Source organism: Ideonella paludis (assembly GCF_018069865.1).
Lineage (GTDB): Bacteria > Pseudomonadota > Gammaproteobacteria > Burkholderiales > Burkholderiaceae_C > Ideonella > Ideonella paludis.
The window spans coordinates 1-16252 of the sequence record NZ_JAGQDG010000003.1 but is presented as its reverse complement, the minus strand read 5'-3'; the positions used below and the strand labels follow the sequence as shown (position 1 = coordinate 16252).

General features: G+C 66.5%; 15 protein-coding genes. 5 read left to right on the top strand and 10 right to left on the bottom strand.

Annotated features, from left to right (window positions below; all coding sequences use genetic code 11):
* The first annotated feature begins 27 nt into the window (after window positions 1–27).
* Window positions 28–1251, top strand: a complete 1224-nt coding sequence (locus KAK11_RS07850) for a citrate synthase (RefSeq protein ID WP_210808032.1) — start codon at window positions 28–30, stop codon at window positions 1249–1251.
* Here KAK11_RS07850 and KAK11_RS07845 read toward each other — a convergent pair whose 3' ends face one another.
* From KAK11_RS07845 to KAK11_RS07805, 9 genes are all read right to left on the bottom strand, one after another.
* Window positions 1252–2139, bottom strand: coding sequence for a hypothetical protein (locus KAK11_RS07845; protein ID WP_210808030.1), 888 nt, complete (start codon window positions 2137–2139; stop codon window positions 1252–1254).
* Window positions 2140–2232: 93 nt separating this feature from the next.
* The gene (locus tag KAK11_RS07840; protein ID WP_210808028.1) at window positions 2233–2787 is read right to left on the bottom strand and encodes a type II secretion system protein; all 555 of its coding nucleotides are present in this window, start codon (window positions 2785–2787) and stop codon (window positions 2233–2235) included.
* A gap of 57 nt (window positions 2788–2844) precedes the next feature.
* The gene (locus tag KAK11_RS07835; protein WP_210808026.1) at window positions 2845–3399 is read right to left on the bottom strand and encodes a type II secretion system protein; all 555 of its coding nucleotides are present in this window, start codon (window positions 3397–3399) and stop codon (window positions 2845–2847) included.
* 136 nt (window positions 3400–3535) lie between these two features.
* Complete coding sequence (locus KAK11_RS07830; RefSeq protein ID WP_210808024.1) at window positions 3536–5749, bottom strand: TonB-dependent receptor plug domain-containing protein; 2214 nt, start codon at window positions 5747–5749, stop codon at window positions 3536–3538.
* A 114-nt stretch (window positions 5750–5863) separates the two neighbouring features.
* Window positions 5864–7108, bottom strand: coding sequence for a DUF1501 domain-containing protein (locus KAK11_RS07825; protein WP_210808022.1), 1245 nt, complete (start codon window positions 7106–7108; stop codon window positions 5864–5866).
* Between the two features lies 1 nt (window position 7109).
* Entirely contained in the window at window positions 7110–8663 is a 1554-nt protein-coding gene (locus KAK11_RS07820) for a DUF1800 domain-containing protein (RefSeq protein WP_210808020.1), read from the bottom strand.
* Window positions 8656–9648, bottom strand: a complete 993-nt coding sequence (locus KAK11_RS07815; RefSeq protein WP_210808018.1) for a hypothetical protein — start codon at window positions 9646–9648, stop codon at window positions 8656–8658. The genes KAK11_RS07820 and KAK11_RS07815 overlap by 8 nt, the downstream gene beginning before the upstream one ends.
* 9 nt (window positions 9649–9657) lie before the next feature.
* Entirely contained in the window at window positions 9658–10227 is a 570-nt protein-coding gene (locus KAK11_RS07810; protein ID WP_210808016.1) for a hypothetical protein, read from the bottom strand.
* Entirely contained in the window at window positions 10224–11252 is a 1029-nt protein-coding gene (locus tag KAK11_RS07805) for a sulfotransferase family 2 domain-containing protein (protein WP_210808013.1), read from the bottom strand. The genes KAK11_RS07810 and KAK11_RS07805 overlap by 4 nt, the downstream gene beginning before the upstream one ends.
* A gap of 43 nt (window positions 11253–11295) precedes the next feature.
* On the opposite strand from KAK11_RS07805, the gene KAK11_RS07800 reads away from it, so the two are divergent.
* From KAK11_RS07800 to KAK11_RS07785, 4 genes are read left to right on the top strand one after another with little or no spacing between them, the layout of a single operon-like run.
* Window positions 11296–12069, top strand: a complete 774-nt coding sequence (locus tag KAK11_RS07800; RefSeq protein ID WP_210808011.1) for a hypothetical protein — start codon at window positions 11296–11298, stop codon at window positions 12067–12069.
* Window positions 12066–13151: a GSCFA domain-containing protein gene (locus KAK11_RS07795; protein ID WP_210808009.1), complete on the top strand. Its 1086-nt coding sequence runs from the start codon at window positions 12066–12068 to the stop codon at window positions 13149–13151. The genes KAK11_RS07800 and KAK11_RS07795 overlap by 4 nt, the downstream gene beginning before the upstream one ends.
* 24 nt (window positions 13152–13175) lie before the next feature.
* Window positions 13176–14216 carry a Stf0 family sulfotransferase gene (locus KAK11_RS07790; protein ID WP_210808007.1) on the top strand — a complete coding sequence of 347 codons (1041 nt, stop codon included), beginning with the start codon at window positions 13176–13178 and terminating at the stop codon, window positions 14214–14216.
* 43 nt (window positions 14217–14259) lie between these two features.
* A complete protein-coding gene (locus KAK11_RS07785; RefSeq protein ID WP_210808005.1) occupies window positions 14260–14751 on the top strand; it encodes a hypothetical protein in 492 nt (163 codons plus the stop codon).
* Between the two features lie 25 nt (window positions 14752–14776).
* On the opposite strand, the gene KAK11_RS07780 is transcribed toward KAK11_RS07785, so the two are convergent.
* Window positions 14777–16078, bottom strand: a complete 1302-nt coding sequence (locus tag KAK11_RS07780; protein ID WP_210808003.1) for a T6SS immunity protein Tli4 family protein — start codon at window positions 16076–16078, stop codon at window positions 14777–14779.
* Window positions 16079–16252 lie beyond the last annotated feature (174 nt).

The window sequence follows — 16252 nt, the reverse complement described above, 5'->3', positions numbered from 1 at the left end:
GTCAATCTTGATCAACCTAATCAACCTATGGCACCACCGCCCCCACCTCGCTCCACGGGCCGCCTGCACACGGCCGACGAAGCCTGTGCCTTGCTGGGCGTGCGCAAGGCCACGCTCTACGCCTATGTCAGTCGAGGCCTGCTGACGGCGCTGCCAGACCCCGACCACCCCAAGCAAAGCCGCTACCTGGCCTATGAGATCGAGCTGATGCTGCGCCAGCGCACCGAGCGCCGGCGCCCGCCGCCGGAGCCGCAGGCCGCGCTGCTGGACGGCTGGCCCTTGATCGACACCCAGCTCACCGGCATCGTGGACGGCCGCCTGGTGATGCGCGGCCATGATCTGCTGCAGTGGTCGCAGCACGCCAGCTTGGAAGACACCGCGGCCCTGCTGTGGCAGGTGCCACTAGAGGCCGCGTTTTCACCGCCCGCGCCCCGCGTCAGCGCGGAATGGCTGAGCTTGGCCGAGCAGCTGCGCCACAGCCCCGCGCAACACCGTGCGGCCACGCTGTGGAGCTTGGCCATGCCGCAGTTGGAGGGCGGCCATTGGCTGCAGGGCGAGGCCCTGGCCAAAGCCTTGGGCGAGCACCTGCGCCTGGGCGTGGCCTGCTTTTTGGGCCAGGCGCCGTCCTCGGCCCCCCTGCACCTGCAAGTGGCACAGGCCTGGAAGGTGCCCAAAGCCCACCACGACAAACTGCGTCAAGCCATGGTGCTGATGTGCGACAACGTGACCAACCTGATGTCTTTGTCGGCACGCATGTTGGCCTCGGTGCAAGGCTCGTTGGGGGCCTGCGTGCTGACGGCCATGAGCTTTGGCTTTGTGCGCTTCAGCGGTGGTGAGTTCGAGGCGGTGGAAGCGCTGTTCGATGAGATCGTGGCCAGTGGCCATGCCGCTGCGGTGGCCGCCTCTCGGCGCGCTCGGGGTGATACGCTGCCGGGTTTCAACCACGAATACTTTGCCTCGGGGGACCCGCGTGGCGCCGGCCTCTTGGCCCTGGCCACGGCCGCGGGCTCACCGGCGGCAACCTGGGCTCAGCACATGAGTGCCGAGCACCCGATGCAGCCCTCGCTCGACTGGGGCGCAGTCGCGCTGCGCCGGGCCCTCAAAGCGCCCCGAGACGGCGCCTTGAGCCTGTGCCACATGAGCCGCACAGCCGGCTCTTTGGCGCAGGCACTGGAGCAACGAGGTGTGGGGCAACGCATGTGGGTGCAGTCTCGCTATTTGGGGCCGCTCCCCAGCAGCACTGCAGCGTGATCAGCCCAGCGCCTGCCGGTCTGACTCACACCACTGCCGCTCGTCGGCGGGAGTCAGGGCATACCAACGCAGGGCCTCTTGGCGGCTGCTCTCAAAGCCGGCGGTGTCGCTCGCGGCGCGGTAGGCCTGGGCTTGGGCGGCAAAGGCGAAGAAGCGCTCAAACGGCGGTGCGTCATTGGCCTGGCACAGCGCCGCGCAACGTTGGGCAGCCACCAAGGCGTCGCGAGACCGCCCCGCCTTGAGCAAGCTGCAGGACAGCCGGTACTCGGCGCGCTCTTCTTGCAGCCAGGTGCCCGCCAAGCGCCACGCCATCAAGCCACCTTGCGCCGCCTGCACCATGGCCGCGGACTCTGCAGGGCTGCGGCTGGGCAGCTCTTCGAGTTCAGCGGCCAGGTTGTTGCCCGCCACCGCCAAGGCGCGCCACACCGGCGCCTCATGCGGCCATTGCGTCAGGCCGTCTTCGTCCTCCACCTCTTCGACCGCCATGCCGTAGGCCGTGACAGCGCGTGCCAGCTCTTTGCGGCCGGTCATGGCTGCAGCGGCATAGGCCAAAGCGGTGACCACTTGCGGGCTGGAGAGGCCCCTCAGCGCGTCGCTGCGGCCTTCACACCATTGCAGCGCCGCCACATGGCAGGCCAGCGCGTCTTGCAAGCTGGGGCCACCATCCCAGGCCGGCAAGGCCGCCCAGGTGCGCAACTGCGCCACGCCCTCGGCCCAACGGCCCAGATGCTCGCCCCACAAGTGGGCGGTCAAGCGCAGCAAGGCCAGCACATCGGCCGGCTGCGTGGCCAAGGCAGCGCCCTTGAGGCTCAAGCGCTGCGCAACACCTTCGGGGTCGACCGTGTGCTCACTCCACGCGGCATCGATGAAGGCTTGAAACCCTGACATGACAGATGGTGCTCCTTGGGGACACTGATACGGCACCTCACTGTAAGCGCAATATCTCGGGTGTCCGCTCCTCGGCAACCCTGCATGGGCTGGCTATTGACAGGCCGCCGTATTCACCGTGATTTTTGTCATTTGGCCAAAGCCGTTGCCGGTGGTGCAGGTGAAGTTGCAGCCCGATGGCCAATGATCCCAGTACATCGTGCCGCCCGGCACGTTGCCCGAGATGTTGTAGTAGACCAGGGCGTTTTGATTCGCATAGCCCTGGCCCTTGAAGGCGGTCGATTGGTTCAGTCCCGCGAAGCAAGAGAGGTTGTACGCCAAGGTCTGAACCGGCACGTCTTGCAGGCAAATCGTGCCGGTGCCGTTGGCATCCAAGCTCGATGTGCAGCCGTTGGCCGTCTTGGTGCCACCAGGCCCCAACAAGGCCGCCGCACTGTGCACCATCGCAATCTTGGAGCGCGCGTCGGCCAAATGGCCGTGAAACGCGGCAATCTGCGCGCTGCTGCGCAAGTCCATGAACTTGGGCAAGGCCACCGCCGCCAAAACGCCGAGGATCACCACCACGGTGATCAACTCAATGAGGGTAAAACCCCGCCCGTGGCGCCTGCTGGCCCGCCAAAGCGCGGAGGTGGAAAGACCGGTATGCATGTTGTCGGTGGGCCGTCCCTGTCGCAGGGCCGTCGCGATGGTGTCAGGGCCAGGGGGTCACTGGCAGGACGAGGAGGTCACGGTGATCTTGCTCATCTGGTTCAAGCCATTGCCCGCGGTGCAGGTGAAGGTGCAGCCCGAGGCCGTATGGGTCCAGTAGTTCGATCCCCCGGGCGTATCGCCTTGGGTGTGATAGGTGGCCGTGGAGTTCTGGCCTGCGGTGTAAGGGCCTTTGAACATGGTGGCTTGGCCCATGCCGGTGTGGCAGCTCATGTTGTAGGCCACGGTGTGCACGGCCAGGTCTTGCAGGCAAATGGTGCCGTTGCCGTTGGCGTCCAGGCTGGAGGTGCAGCCATGCGACGTCTTGGTGCCTCCCGGCCCCAAGAGCGCGGCCATGCCATAGACCAAAAACATCTTGGAGCGCGCATCCGCCAAGCCGCCATGGAAAACAGCCACCTGTGCACTGCCCTTGAGGTCGATGAATCGCGGCAAGGCCACGGCCGACAAAGAGCCCAGGATCACCACCACGGTGATCAGTTCGATCAGGGTGAAGCCACGCTGGCGCAGGGCACCGGCGCGGCCGAGCTTGGACAAGGACGGACGTGGAGACATGCAGTGACCTTCGGCGGATTGGGCCGCAACTTAAAGCGCCCACCCCCAATACCCTGCTGCGTTCCGGTCAAGCTGGCACTTTTCAACACTTTGCCGCCGCCCGGACGACGTAGCGGCCAGGGCCTACGAGCAGAACTTAGATCTTCCGCTCCCAACTCAAGCGCAGCGAGGGCCGGGTTTGCGTGCGCTGATCCAAGCGGGTGCTGCCCGTGGCCTGGGCCACGCTGATGCGCTCCTGCTCGTCGCGGGCCAGCCATTGCGACAGGGCCATGCGCCAGGTCGACTGCGGGGTCTGGCGCCAAGCCCCGAACACATCCACCGAGCGCTGCGCCCCAAAGCCCAGCACCCTGCCGCTGGGTTGGGCAGCGCTGCTGCTGCCCTGGGCCTGCACGTTCACCCCGCCGCTCAGCGCCCCATCCTTGGGCCGATAGTCCAGCCCCAGGTTCACGGCCCACGGGGGCTGGGCCGGCAGGCGCCCGCCAGCCAGCGCCACATCCAGCAGGCGAGAGCGGTTCAGCGTCAGCCCACCGCGCAGCTCCAGCGCCGGGCCGTCAGGCCACCAGCGCTGCAGCGGGCCATTGGCCTCCAGCCCCAGGCTGAAGACCTCGGCGCGGCCAAAGTTGGCGCGGCGCAGCACCCAGGTCGTGGTGCCCGGCAGTTGGGTGGAGGGCTCGGCCAGCAGCTCGTCCAGCACCACGTTGTCGATGCGCTTCACCCCCGCATTCACCGTGAGCTGGGCGCCGGGGCCGAGTGGATGCTCCCAAGCCCCATCCAAGCTCCAGGCCAATTCCGGCTTCAAGGCCGGGTTGCCCTGGTTGGTGGGGGTGACGGCACTGTTTTCATTGGCCACGTAGCGGCGCGGCGTCAGTTCACGCGCATTGGGCAGGCGATAGCTGCGGCTCACGCCCAGCTTGAACTGGTCTTTGCTGTCCGGCACGGCCCACACCGCCTGCAGCACCGGGCTCCAGACCGAGTGCGACTGGCGCACCGACGCCACCGCCGTGTCCGCGAGGCTCAGGTTGCGCTGCTCACTCTGGCTGACCGTGCGCAAGCCCTCCCAGCGCAGGCCCACCGAGGCCGTCCAGGCGGGGCTCAACACCCAATCGTCTTGAGCAAAAAGGGCGATGCGCTGCACCCGGGCGTCATAGATCTCATCCAGGTTTTCCGGCAGCCAGCCGCCGGGCAAGGCTTGCTCGCGCTGAATGCGGTCTTCTTGGCGCTGGGCGCGCTCCAGGTTGGCGCCCAGCGCCAGCGTGTGCGCCTCGCCCAGCGGCTGCTGCCACTTGGCCGAGGCACTCCAAGATTGGTCCACCGCCAAAGAGTCCACATGCGTCTCGCGCACGCGCAGGCCGGCGGCGTTGTCGCCCACAAAGTCGGCCACTTGATTGCGCCGCACGCCGGTGTAGAGCAGGCTCGCGTCCCAGAGGCTGCCGTCGGCCTGCTTGAGCTGCCAGCTCAGGCGGCTGCGCAGCATCACGCTGCGAGGCTCCAGCACCAGTTGGTTTCGGCTCAGTTGCGGTGGCGGTCCTTGCTCGGCAAAGCGCTGGTCGATGGAACCCCCAGGGGTTTGAAACACGCGCAGCAGGTGATCGGTGCTGAGCTGTTGGCCCTCGCCCAAACGCCAGGCCAGGCGCGGGGCCAGCGTCAGGCTCTGGTCGCGGCCGCTCTCTTGCTTGTCGGTCACATAGGACTGGGTCAGTTGGCCCTGCGCATCGCGGCTTTGCACCACCATGCTGACCGGCCAGCGCAGCGGCTCATGGGCCAAGCCCAGGTTCAGGCCCCAGCTCAGGTCGCCGTCTTTGTCGCCCAGGCTCAGGTCGGCCGAGGCCCGCGCGCGGCCCTCATAGGCCCCTGTGCCCAGCTTCAGCTCGCGCTGAGCCCAGCGTGGGGCTCGGCGAGTCACGATGTTGATGCTGCCCGCCACGCCTTGCGCGCTCCACTCGGCACTGCCGCCGCGCAGGATCTCCACGCGCTCAATCAACTCGGGCGACAACTGCTCCACGGCAAAGCCTTTGGGCACCGGCTCACCATTGAGCAAGATCTGCGTGTAGCCCCCGCCCAAGCCTGCCAGCGTCAGCTCGGCGCGGCCCGAAGAGCCCAGCACGGTGATGCCCGGCACGCGCCGCAAGGCGTCGAGCAATTGGGTGTCGCCATGGCGCAGCAGCTCCTCGCGGCTGACCACCCGCTTGCCCGCGATGTCCGCGCGCTGCGCCTGTTGCGCGTCACTGCGCACCTCCACCGTTTGCGTAGGGTTTGCAGCGGCCTCTTGGGCCCAGCCGCCGGCGGGTGTGGTGGCGGCAGCCATCAGCAGCGCGGCCTTCTGGGCAGCGCCTCCTCTTAAGCCTGTCATGAACAGCTCCCAACGATATAGCCCAGCATCTATGGCTGGTGGGCGCACTATATCGACGGCGTGTCGTGGCTTGGCCTAGGGCAAGACCTATACGTATGCCCTAGAACACAAGGCTTAGACCAGCTTCAGATCCAAGGCCGGCGTGTCCGCAAAAACACGGGCCAGTTGAGTGGGGCTCAGGCCGTATTGGCGGGCCCAAAGCCCCGCCAACATCGCGCGGTAGTTGCTCAGCACCGGCATGTCGCGGCCTTGGTGCAAGGTTTGGGGGGTCAGGGCCACTTGCTCACCGGCCATCTTGCCGCCTTGGAGCCCGCCGCCCAGCACCCAATAGACCGTGCCGTGGCCGTGGTCGGTGCCGCGCGTGCCGTTTTCGCGGAAGGTGCGGCCGAACTCGCTGGCCACCACCACCACCGTGTTCTCCCACTGCGAGCCCAGTGCTTTGGACAAGCTCACCATGCCGCGCGAGAGCTCGCCCAGCTTGGTGGCCAAGGTGCCAGTGGCGCCGCCTTGGTTGGCATGGGTGTCCCAGCCGCCGATGTCCACAAAGCCCAAGGCCACGCGCTCGCGCATCAGGGTGCCGATGCGGTGGGCCTCGGCCTCAAAGCCCGCGGCAGGCATGGCGCCGCGGCTGGCGGCAGACTCTTGGCCCAGCTCTTTCATCACCTCGCGGCGCGTCTCAAAGCCATCGGTCACCGCAGGCCCAAGGCGGGTGCCGCCGTACATCTGCTCGATCAGCCGGGCCTGCGCTTCGTTCACGCCCAAGCCTTGCAGATTGCGCAGTGGGTGGTTGGCCGTGGGCTGCGCACCCTGGAACGACAAAGGCAAGCCGGGGGTGAAGGCCAGCACCTCGCGGCCGGCCGGCTCACGCGAGCTGGCGCCCAGCACCGCCGCCAGCCGGTTGATGAAGCCACTGCGATAGTTGCGGCCAGGGCCCTCGCCCTGGCCCAGCTCAAAGCTGTCTTGGGTCTCAAAGTGGCTGCGGCTCAGGTCGGCACTGCCCGCAAAGGGCACAAAAGCCAGTTGGCGGGCTTGCCACAGCGGCGCCAGCGCAGGCACCGCCGCCGGGGCCAAGGCCCAGTCGCTGTCCAGCGCTAGGCTGCCGGTCTCGCTGCCATCGGGCTTGGCCAGGGCCGTGGTGGGCCGGCTGCTGTAGTACAGCTCGCTGCCGGTGGGCGCCAGCAGGCCGTGCGCGTCATAAGCGCCGCGCAAAAACACCAGCAAGAAGCGGGGCAGGCTGGCGGGCGCCGCCCACAAGCGGGTGGAGAGCACTGGCAGCGCTGAGGCCGCGCCCCAGGCTGCGGCTTGGCGCAGCCACAAGCGGCGCGCAGGGTCTTGAAGCAGAGAAGGTGAATCGCTCATCTCAGCGCATCATGAATTCAGGCGAAGACAGCCACAGCGCAGCAGCATCGCGCGGGTTGGCCGCGCTCAGCACCGCTTGGCGCGTGGCCTCGGAGGCTGCGGGCAGCCACAGCTCGCGCACCGTGTCGTGGGGCCAGCGGGGGGCGGGCGGGCGCGGCGCGGCGGGGTCGGCCGGGCTGCCCTCGGGCCGGAACAAATTGGCCTGCGGCGCGGCCAACACCCGCGCCAGCTCAAAGCGCGTCACCATCTGGCCAGGCGCCTCCCAGGCGCTGCCCTCCAGCGGGTAGCCGTCCGGGGTTTGGCGGTCAAAGGGCTGTTGGCCCAAGCGTTCCATCCAGCGCAGCACGGGCATGGGGTTGATGATGGGCACGTCCTCGTACAGCAGGCGCATGGCCGACATCACCCACTGCTGCGGCGTCTTGAACTGCTGGCCCAAGCTGGCAATCAACTCGTCCGAGGCCAGCAGCTCCTGCATCACCTCGGCGATCAGGCCACGGCTCAGCATGTAGCGGCGCACCAGGCGCTCGACCAAGGCCGGCGAAGGCTTGTCGCCCACCCAATACACCGCCAAGCGCTGGCAGAGATGGCGGGCGGTCTCGGGGTGAGCGGCCAGGTGGTCGAGCACCCACTCCAGGCGCTCCCGGCCACTGCCCGGCAGCTCTTTGCCCAACAAGGTTTGCGGCGAAGCATCGTGCCGCGCGGGGTGGAACTCCATCAGCCCATCCAGCGCATACGTAGCTTGATGCTCGGGCTTGAGCTTGGGCACCTCGCCCGTCATGTTCACGCCAAAGCCCGTCAGCACCCGCGCCATGGCCTGCACATCGGCCTGGGTGTAGCCGCCGTCCACACCCAAGGTGTGCAGCTCCAGCAGCTCGCGCGCCAGGTTCTCGTTGATGCGGCCCACAGCGTTGGCCTGGTTGTCCAGGTAGAGCAGCATGGCCGGGTGCTTGACGGCAAAGCCCAGCAGGTCTCTGAAGCGGCCCAGCGCCAGCGCGGTCAACTGCTGCGAGTAGTCGGCCATCATGGGCCGCAACTGGTTTTTGAAGCGGTGGACGCTGAAGTGGTTGAACCAGAACCAGCCCATCTGCTGCTGCACCTGGCGCTCGCCATACAAGCCTTGCCAAATCAGCTCAAACTGCGCGTGACGACTCTCGGCCGTCAGGCGGTCTTGAAAGGCGCGGTTCTGCTTGTTCTTTTCGTCGGGGTCGGATTGCTGGTTGGCCAGGCGCTGCTGGGCGGTGGTGCTTTGCAGCAGCGCCGCCATCGCGGGTGTGCCCAGCGCCAGCGTGCGCTCGGGCAAGCTGCTGGGCAGCGCCGGGGGCCAGGGTGCGGGGGCTAACTCTCGCGCCAGCCATGCGGCGGGGCCGAGTGACTCCAGCGCTTGCACACTGCCGGCCGTCGGCCCCCAACTCAGCCGCGCCAGCCAGCGTGCGCGCAGCAGCGGGCTGGGCAAATGAAGACGGCTTTGGGCCAAGGCCCGGCCACCCAGCCACAGGCTGGGCAGTGCGGCGCACAGGGCGCGGCGGCCTGGGCTGAAGCGCAAGCGATCAGTCATTGAACACCGACAAATCGTCGCCCAAGCGCAAGGCTTGCGCAGCGCGGGCCAAGACCATGCCTTTGGCGGCCGCTGCGTCCATCACCATCTCCCAGTCTTGCTTCAAGGTGCTGAGGTCTGGCGTTAAGTGGCCTTCCAGCGCGCTGCTGAGCGGGGCGATCTGCACGCCCCACTGGCTGGCCAGCACTTGGCGGTCTTGGGCATAGCCTTTCACCAAGTTGGCCACCACGTGCGCGGGCACCTGCATGCGGCCTCTGAAGCTGGGCTTGAGCTTGGACAGCTCGGTCAACTCGTCCACCACCTTGGCGGCCTGTTCACGGCGGTAGAAATTGTTGAGCAAGCGTTTGATGAACAGCAGGTTGCCCGAGACGCTGGGGTTGCTTTCCCAGCCTTTGCGGCGGCACTCGGCGAGCGGGATCTTCAGGCCCAAGACCTGCGCAAAGTCTTGCACGATGTCGCCACCAGCCAGCACCTCGCGGTCATAGAGCCGCACCGTGACCTGGCCCGCCCCAAACTGCTGCGCCCAGGGCTGCACCACTTTGTGCAAGGGCTTGTGGTTGTAGTGGCAGAAGGTCTCGAAGCCCATCGACGACTGCGAGGCCTGCACATTCTGTTGATACCAACTGGCGAGGTACGCCACATGCTCGCGCAGGTAGAACACCACCTGCACCTCGTGGCCCTTCAGCGTCTCGGCCAGCAAGGCCAGGGGCTTGGGGCCAATGCCATGCAGGCTCTCGGAGGTGATGACCACCTTGTCCGCGTGGCGGATTTCCTCGGCCAAGGCCTGCAAGACATCAGGCTGGCCGGCAGGTGCCTTGCCTTTGAGCCGCTCGGTCACACCATGGTGGGCGGCGCCCACGCGGCCCGCGCTGGGGTAGAGCACGCCCTCGCGCTCCAGCAGCAGCGCCGCGTTCATGGCCATGAAGTCTTGCAGCGACGAGGTGCCCGTCTTGTTCAGCCCGACATGAAGAAAAACCTGTGCCACGCGGTGTCCTTATCGCTTGCGCTTGCTCTTGCTGGCAGTTTTGCTGCTGGGCTTGGCGGAGGTCTTGGCGGGCACGGGCTCGGCCGGTGCGGGGGCCGCAGCCTCGGGCTCTGCCGCCACAGGCTCAGGGGCGGCCTCGGCCGCAGCCGGCACGGGCTCAGCGGCCGGGGCTGCTTCAGGCTCGGCGGCAGGCTGGGCCGCCAGCACAGCCAGCGGCACTTCCACACGCTCAGCCACGGGGGTAGCCGCCGGCGCTGCTGCCGGCGCCGCGCTCGCGGCAGTCTCATTGCCCTTGGGCGTCAAAAACAGCACGCGGCGCAGGTCGGGCTTGTTGGGGGCGCGGCGCGCATGGAAGCGGCCCAGCGAGGGCACGGCCACCGTGCCCACATCCACCGCGTCCACCTGTTCGCGCAGCATGCCGAAGGCTTCGCGCAGAGCTTGGCCCAGCAAACGGGCATCCAAGGGCTGGCCGACCCACTCAGGGTGCGCCTGAACCACGGCTTGAGCCAGGTCTACGGGCGTCCAGGTGGCTTTGGCGACGCCGGGCTTGTGGTTGTCGAGGGGGTTGTTGTTGTTCATGGTGTTACTGCGTAGCTGGCAATGTCTTGTGCGTAGAGCCGCTCCAGGCGGGCACGCGCTTCTGGGGTGATCAAATCTTTGGGCCAGGGGCCTTTTTGGGCGTGCTCGCGGGTGAGCACCGCGCGGTAGGAGTCGCCGCCATGCGCCACGCTGTGCGGCACACGGGTGGCTTGTAGCTCATGCACCCAGGACAGCGCCTTGAAGTCGGTCTCAGGCATGCCCATCATGCGCTCGAAATGATTCAGCTCTGTGAAGAGATCTTTCCGGCTTGCATTGATGATGAAGTCCGGCCGCTTCAGGTCTTCAATCAGGTGGCGCTGGCGCTTGTGGTGCGGGTCGCAGCGGTCCAGGTCTTCCATCTCCAAAAAGTCGATAAAGCGCTCGAAGGACAAGCCGTCCACATCGGTGTCGATGCCGAGCTTCTCGCGGATGGTGTCGCGCGCATAGCTCAGGCCCAGTGCATGGCGAAAGCTGGAGCCCGCGCGGTCCACCGGGTCGCGCACCACGCGCAGCAGGGTCACGTCGTCTGGGCCCAGCTCTTCACGCGCCTGCAAGTAATCTTCGCGGGCATAGTATTTGTTGATGCGGTAGTGGTGCGGCCACTCTGAAAACTCCCGCGCCTGCGCGGCCAGGCCCAGGGTGTGCAAGAACCAGATCACCACGGTGGAGCACGCCGACTTGGCCGAGAACAGCACAACAAATTTGCGCTCGGGGTGGATCAGCGGCCGCTCTACGGTGCGCAGGGCTTTGCGCCAAGCCTTGGCCGCATGGTCGGCCGCCTCGGGCTCAAAAATCCAGCGCAGCGGCGCATCCGCCGGGGCGTCGGGCGGCGTGGGCCGGGGCTTGAAGCGGCCCAGGCCCGGCACCTCGGTGGGCCCGCCCGCGTGGCTGGCCAGTTGTTGGCGCAGTGCGGCCATGGCGGCGCGCACAATTTTTTCGTCTCGGGCGGCGTGAGTGGGCTGGTGTTCGCCCAAAGCCTGCCCCCCCTGTCCATAGACGAAGGACATCAGTTCATCGAATCGCATATGTGGCAGCATACCGTGCCCCGAGGAGGGGGCAATCCCTGTGATGACACTCCCCAAAATGTTGATGATCGGCCATAGCCACTTGGCCGCCCTTGAGACCGCGCAGATGCAGCGCCGCGCCAGTGGCGCCACCAGCCTGCCGATCACCGTGGTGCAGTTGCGCAAGCCTGCCTACCGCATGACGCCCGATGTGCCGCCCACCTCACCCGAGGCCTTCAGCCCCGCGGTGCGCGAGCTGGTGGAGAAGCTGCAGCCCGAGCTGATCGTCTCGGTGGTGGCGGGCAATGCCCACACCGTGCTGAGCCTGATCGAGCACCCGGTGCCTTTTGATTTTGTGATGGAGCCGCACGCGGCACTGGACGAGAGCCGGCAACTGCTACCGCTCTCTTTGGTGCGCACACTGCTAGAAGGCCAAATGCGCATGGGCCTGCGCGTGATGCGCGCGCTCAGCCACCTGGCCAAGGTGCCGGTGGTGCATTTGGCCGCGCCGCCGCCCATTCCCTCAGAGGCACACATCCGCACTCACCCCGAGGCCTTTGCCGAGGCGCTGGCCGAGGGCAAGGTCACCCCCGCCGCCATCCGCTTGAAGCTGTGGCATCTGCACGAACAGCGCGTGGCCGAGCACTGCCGCGAGCTGGGCTTTGCCCAGTTGCCGGTGCCCGAGGGCACGCAAGACGAGCACGGCTTTTTGCGCCCCGAGGGCTGGAACCTCGACCCCGCCCATGCCAACGCCTGGTATGGCGAGCGCGTCTTGCAACAGCTAGAAGCCCACGCCGCCGCCTTGGCCAACCCCGCCGCCCAAAGAGCCCCCACATGAAGCGCCACCCCTACGACGGCCTGCCCCGCTATGCCAACTGGCGCCGCGCCCTGGTGGGCGTGCCGCCCGCGGACGTAGACCCGGTCGTCAGCTTTCCCTTCAAGCTCAGCGCCACCGACCGCATTGCCACCGCCGGAAGCTGCTTTGCCCAGCACATTGCGCGCCACCTGCGCCGCCGGGGCTACAACTACTTCTGCACCGAAGCGGCCCACCCCATGCTCAGTGCAGAGCAGGCCCAGCAGTACAACTACGGCACCTTCAGCGCCCGCTACGGCAACCTCTACACCGCGCGCCAACTGCTGCAGCTCTTCCAGCGCGCGCATGGCCAATTCAGCCCCGCTGATGAGGCCTGGCAAGAGGCCGACGGCACCTGGCTGGACCCGCTGCGCCCGCAGATCCAGCCCGGCGGGTTTGCCTCCCTGCGCGAGCTGCAAGCCGACCGCCGCGCCCACCTGGCCGCCGTGCGCAAGCTCTTTGCTGAGCTGGATGTGTTCATCTTCACCTTAGGCCTGACCGAGACCTGGCGCGCCCGAAGCGACGGCACCGTCTACCCGGTCTGCCCCGGTGTCTCTGGCGGCGTGTTCAGTGCCGAGCAGCATGAGTTTCACAACTACACCCACGAGGAAGTGGTGGCCGACATGCTGGCCTTTATCGACGCCCTGCGCAGCGTCAACCCACGTGCTCGCGTGATCCTGACGGTCTCTCCCGTGCCGCTGATGGCCACCGCCGAAGACCGGCATGTGCTGGTCTCCACCACACTGAGCAAGGCCGTGCTGCGTGTCGCTTGCGACAGCATCATCAAAGCGCGTGAAGAGGTGGCGTATTTCCCCTCCTACGAGATCATCACCGGCGCTTACACTCGCGGCAGCTATTACGCGGACGATCTGCGCTCTGTCACCGAGCCCGGTGTAGCGCACGTGATGAAGCTCTTCTTGAAGCACGCCACTGACCGCCCCGCACAGCAAGCCCCCGTGCCCGCCCAAAACCCCGCCCCCGCCCAAAGCGACGCCCACCTGGCCCGCTCTGCGCACTTGGTCGAGGTGAACTGCGACGAAACCGCATTGGACGACGGCACCGACTGAACCGCCGATCTTTGTAGTTTGAAGATGTCCGTCCCTCTCTTTGCCGCTGCTGCCGACTATCGGCTGGACCACTTCCTGGCCAGCCGCAAGGGCGCCGCGCACATCGTGGCCCCTGCCGATGTGCTGCAGCACCTGCGTGCCAAGGCGCCTGCAGACGCCGGCTGGAGCAGCGCCACCACGCTGGACGACATCCCCAAAGGCAAAAAGCGCCTCTTCCTCTACGACCCCCAGGACGAGGCCGCGCTGCTGAACACCGCGCGCCAGCGCTACCCGCAGATGGACGTGCTGGGCGTGCTGCACCATGTCATCCCGCGCTTGGCCTGCTCCCCCAAGGGGCGGCAGGGCGAGCTGGCGGCCAAGCCCCAAGGCGCGCCCCAACAGCACTTTGCCGTGGTGTGCACGCCGCGCACCGGCAGCACCTTTTACTGCGAGCTGCTGCAGGCCGGTGGCCTGGGCGCACCGCGCGAGCACCTGCGCCCGCCGCTCGTGCATGTGCTGCGCCAGGCGGGCGTGTCGCGCGAACAGGTGTTTGACGAAGTGCTCTCTTGTGGCCATGTGGGTGGCCTGTTTGGCACCAAGATCATCTCGGAGTTCTTGTTCGACGCGGTGGGCCAAGCCAAAGCCGCCGACACCCTGGCCTGCCTGCACGAGCGCGGCTTTCAATTCATCCACCTCAGCCGCGACCTGGCCGAGCAAGCCGTCTCCAAGTATGTGGCGGGCCACACCGACCTGTGGCATGTCCACGGCCAAGTGCGCAGCCAGCACCAAGCCCTCATCGCCCAAGTGCCCTACGACCAAGCCGCACTGCACCAGCACTACCGCCGCGCCAAGGCTGAAACCGATGCCCTGAACGAGGCCCTGTCCCGCTTGCCCGCCACGGCCGTGCTGGCCGCCCGCTACGAAGACTTCACCACCGAGCCCTTAGCCGCGCTGCAACAAGCGGCCAGCACCTTGGGCCGAACCGCGGCGCTGGCCCGCGTAGACTTCAGCACCCTACCCGCCAGACTGTCGGCCGCGGCACCATCCATGCAAGCCATGGCCCAGCGCCTGCGAGAAGAGATCTAGGCCTGCTAACACGACCCCCACATTCACCACACTGAGGAGCACCATGAACGCCACCAACACCACCACCCGCCTGACCCTGCTGGCCGCCGCCCTGTGCGCCGGCCTGGCCGCCAGCGCCCCCGCCAGCGCCCAAACCGCAGGCACCATCAAGAACAGCGGCTCCGTGGGCGCGGTGTTCACCATCAGCACGGCGCAGACCTACTACTACGCCACCCGCGCGTTCAAGGCCAAGCAAGACGCGCTGTGCCAAGTCACCAGCAGCGTGCAAGTGCTGGACACCACCCCGCCCCTGGCCGGCTCCACCACCGCCTTTATGCGCGTGGCCGCTAACCGCAGCGGTGTGGACAGCGACGACGGCATCCTGCGCCACTTCCTGACCAGCCACGGCATTTCCGGCTACCAGCCCACCGTGACCCGCACCGCCCTGATGCCCATCACCGCCGGCCAAACCGTGCAGTTCGGCGTCTCGCTGGGCGGCGCCACCGCCTGGGAAGGCGCGTCGATGACGGTGCAGACGACGTATCTTTGCTATTGAGCGGCCTGCGAGTCAGGCGGGCGGATTACAAGGAGCCTGTGCGCCTTGTCCGCGCCGAGCTCAAGGTCTGCTCAAAGCGCTGCAAGCTCTGCTCAAACGGCGGTGGGTCGACCTTGACGTCATCGGGCGCGGTTTGCTTGTCAAAGCTGCGCATGTTCAGAGAGATGTGGGGCAAGACCTGTGAGCCCGGCACGCCACCCACGCCTGCATAGACGCTGTAGCCTGGTGCACCCTCTGCGGTGGAGATGCCCCCCAACAAGCCGCCTCGCGCACCAATCTTGACGGACTTTGGCCCCAGCACCTTGAGCTTTCGGCCGTAGCTGTTGCCGATCACGGCCGAGACCGTGGCACGCGCAGTCGCTTCAATCAGCGGGTCGTTGGGCTCGTCATTGCGCTCGCCTACGATGCCTGTGCTCAAGGTGTAGATCACCCCAGGGCTGTCGGCATAGCGGAACGACACATCGGCATTGAAAGGCCCCTTGCCATCATCCGCAATAAAGCCATGCGGAATGCAAACGCCCGCCTTGTTGGGCACTTGGTAGAGCGAGCGGGGCTCAAAGCGACTGAGCAAATCTTTGAAGGCGACCACCCGTTGCTCAAACGGCGCCTCTCCTTCACCACCGGTGGACATGAACTGAAAGGCATAGCCGCCGCGCAGCAGAAACGCGTACAGCGTGGGGCCTGCGATGTAGCCCGTGCTGTCGGGCAAACCCCAGTCGGTGGGGTGCCAGTCTTTGTCGAGGTTTTGTTTGCGGAGTTTGTACTCCTCCGCCGAGGCTCTGAACTTAGCGATATTCTTCTGACGATACGCCTGCCACTCCGCATCCGAAATATCCTGTGGGCCGGTAGTTCTTTTTTCAAGCGATTGAGCTACCGACAGGTCGCCTCGGATGTTTTCATCAAAGTCCTGCAGCGCGATGTGCTTATCGTCATCGACGGAACCCTGCATATCCAAGATGGTTTTCTGATTGGCCCCCGCAATCACCACCACGGCCACATTGCCTATTTGAATGCCGTCATGCGCACCACGCAGTAGGCGAGAAAAGCCCAAAATTTGTTCGTTGCTTCGTCCCCTGGGAAGACCCCAAGCCAGCTCAACCTTGCTGCCCACCTCAAACACCACACGCCCCAAGCACTCGCTGCGCACATCTGCAGCAGGCACATAGGTGGGGTGGTAGGCCTCTGCAATGTCTTGCGGTGATGGGCCGCGCGGCTGAAGCTGAGCCTCACTGGGGCTGCAAGCAGCCAGGCCAGCCAAGGCTCCCGCACAGAGCCAGCGAGCTAAAGAAGCATCGGTCCAGGCAAGGGCAAACGCTCGATCATCCATGCTCAAGGCTGCGCGCTAGAGAACCGTCGCCCGCCATGCAGTTACAACATCCACAACGGCTCACTCGCGAAACTTAGCAAAGGAGTCCACCACCGGCCGACGAGTATCAATAGCCTCGTCACGTGGGCGCAGCGACTTCGCGATAGCTACTGCCAGCTTGAAGGCCTCCTGCAC

Bases quoted from the DNA above. Each gene is read 5' to 3' on its own strand.
- KAK11_RS07850 (WP_210808032.1), top strand. From the start codon at position 28: ATGGCACCACCGCCCCCACCTCGCTCCACGGGCCGCCTGCACACGGCC.
- KAK11_RS07845 (WP_210808030.1), bottom strand. From the start codon at position 2,139: ATGTCAGGGTTTCAAGCCTTCATCGATGCCGCGTGGAGTGAGCACACG.
- KAK11_RS07840 (WP_210808028.1), bottom strand. From the start codon at position 2,787: ATGCATACCGGTCTTTCCACCTCCGCGCTTTGGCGGGCCAGCAGGCGC.
- KAK11_RS07835 (WP_210808026.1), bottom strand. From the start codon at position 3,399: ATGTCTCCACGTCCGTCCTTGTCCAAGCTCGGCCGCGCCGGTGCCCTG.
- KAK11_RS07830 (WP_210808024.1), bottom strand. From the start codon at position 5,749: ATGACAGGCTTAAGAGGAGGCGCTGCCCAGAAGGCCGCGCTGCTGATG.
- KAK11_RS07825 (WP_210808022.1), bottom strand. From the start codon at position 7,108: ATGAGCGATTCACCTTCTCTGCTTCAAGACCCTGCGCGCCGCTTGTGG.
- KAK11_RS07820 (WP_210808020.1), bottom strand. From the start codon at position 8,663: ATGACTGATCGCTTGCGCTTCAGCCCAGGCCGCCGCGCCCTGTGCGCC.
- KAK11_RS07810 (WP_210808016.1), bottom strand. From the start codon at position 10,227: ATGAACAACAACAACCCCCTCGACAACCACAAGCCCGGCGTCGCCAAA.
- KAK11_RS07805 (WP_210808013.1), bottom strand. From the start codon at position 11,252: ATGCGATTCGATGAACTGATGTCCTTCGTCTATGGACAGGGGGGGCAG.
- KAK11_RS07800 (WP_210808011.1), top strand. From the start codon at position 11,296: ATGACACTCCCCAAAATGTTGATGATCGGCCATAGCCACTTGGCCGCC.
- KAK11_RS07795 (WP_210808009.1), top strand. From the start codon at position 12,066: ATGAAGCGCCACCCCTACGACGGCCTGCCCCGCTATGCCAACTGGCGC.
- KAK11_RS07790 (WP_210808007.1), top strand. From the start codon at position 13,176: ATGTCCGTCCCTCTCTTTGCCGCTGCTGCCGACTATCGGCTGGACCAC.
- KAK11_RS07785 (WP_210808005.1), top strand. From the start codon at position 14,260: ATGAACGCCACCAACACCACCACCCGCCTGACCCTGCTGGCCGCCGCC.
- KAK11_RS07780 (WP_210808003.1), bottom strand. From the start codon at position 16,078: ATGGATGATCGAGCGTTTGCCCTTGCCTGGACCGATGCTTCTTTAGCT.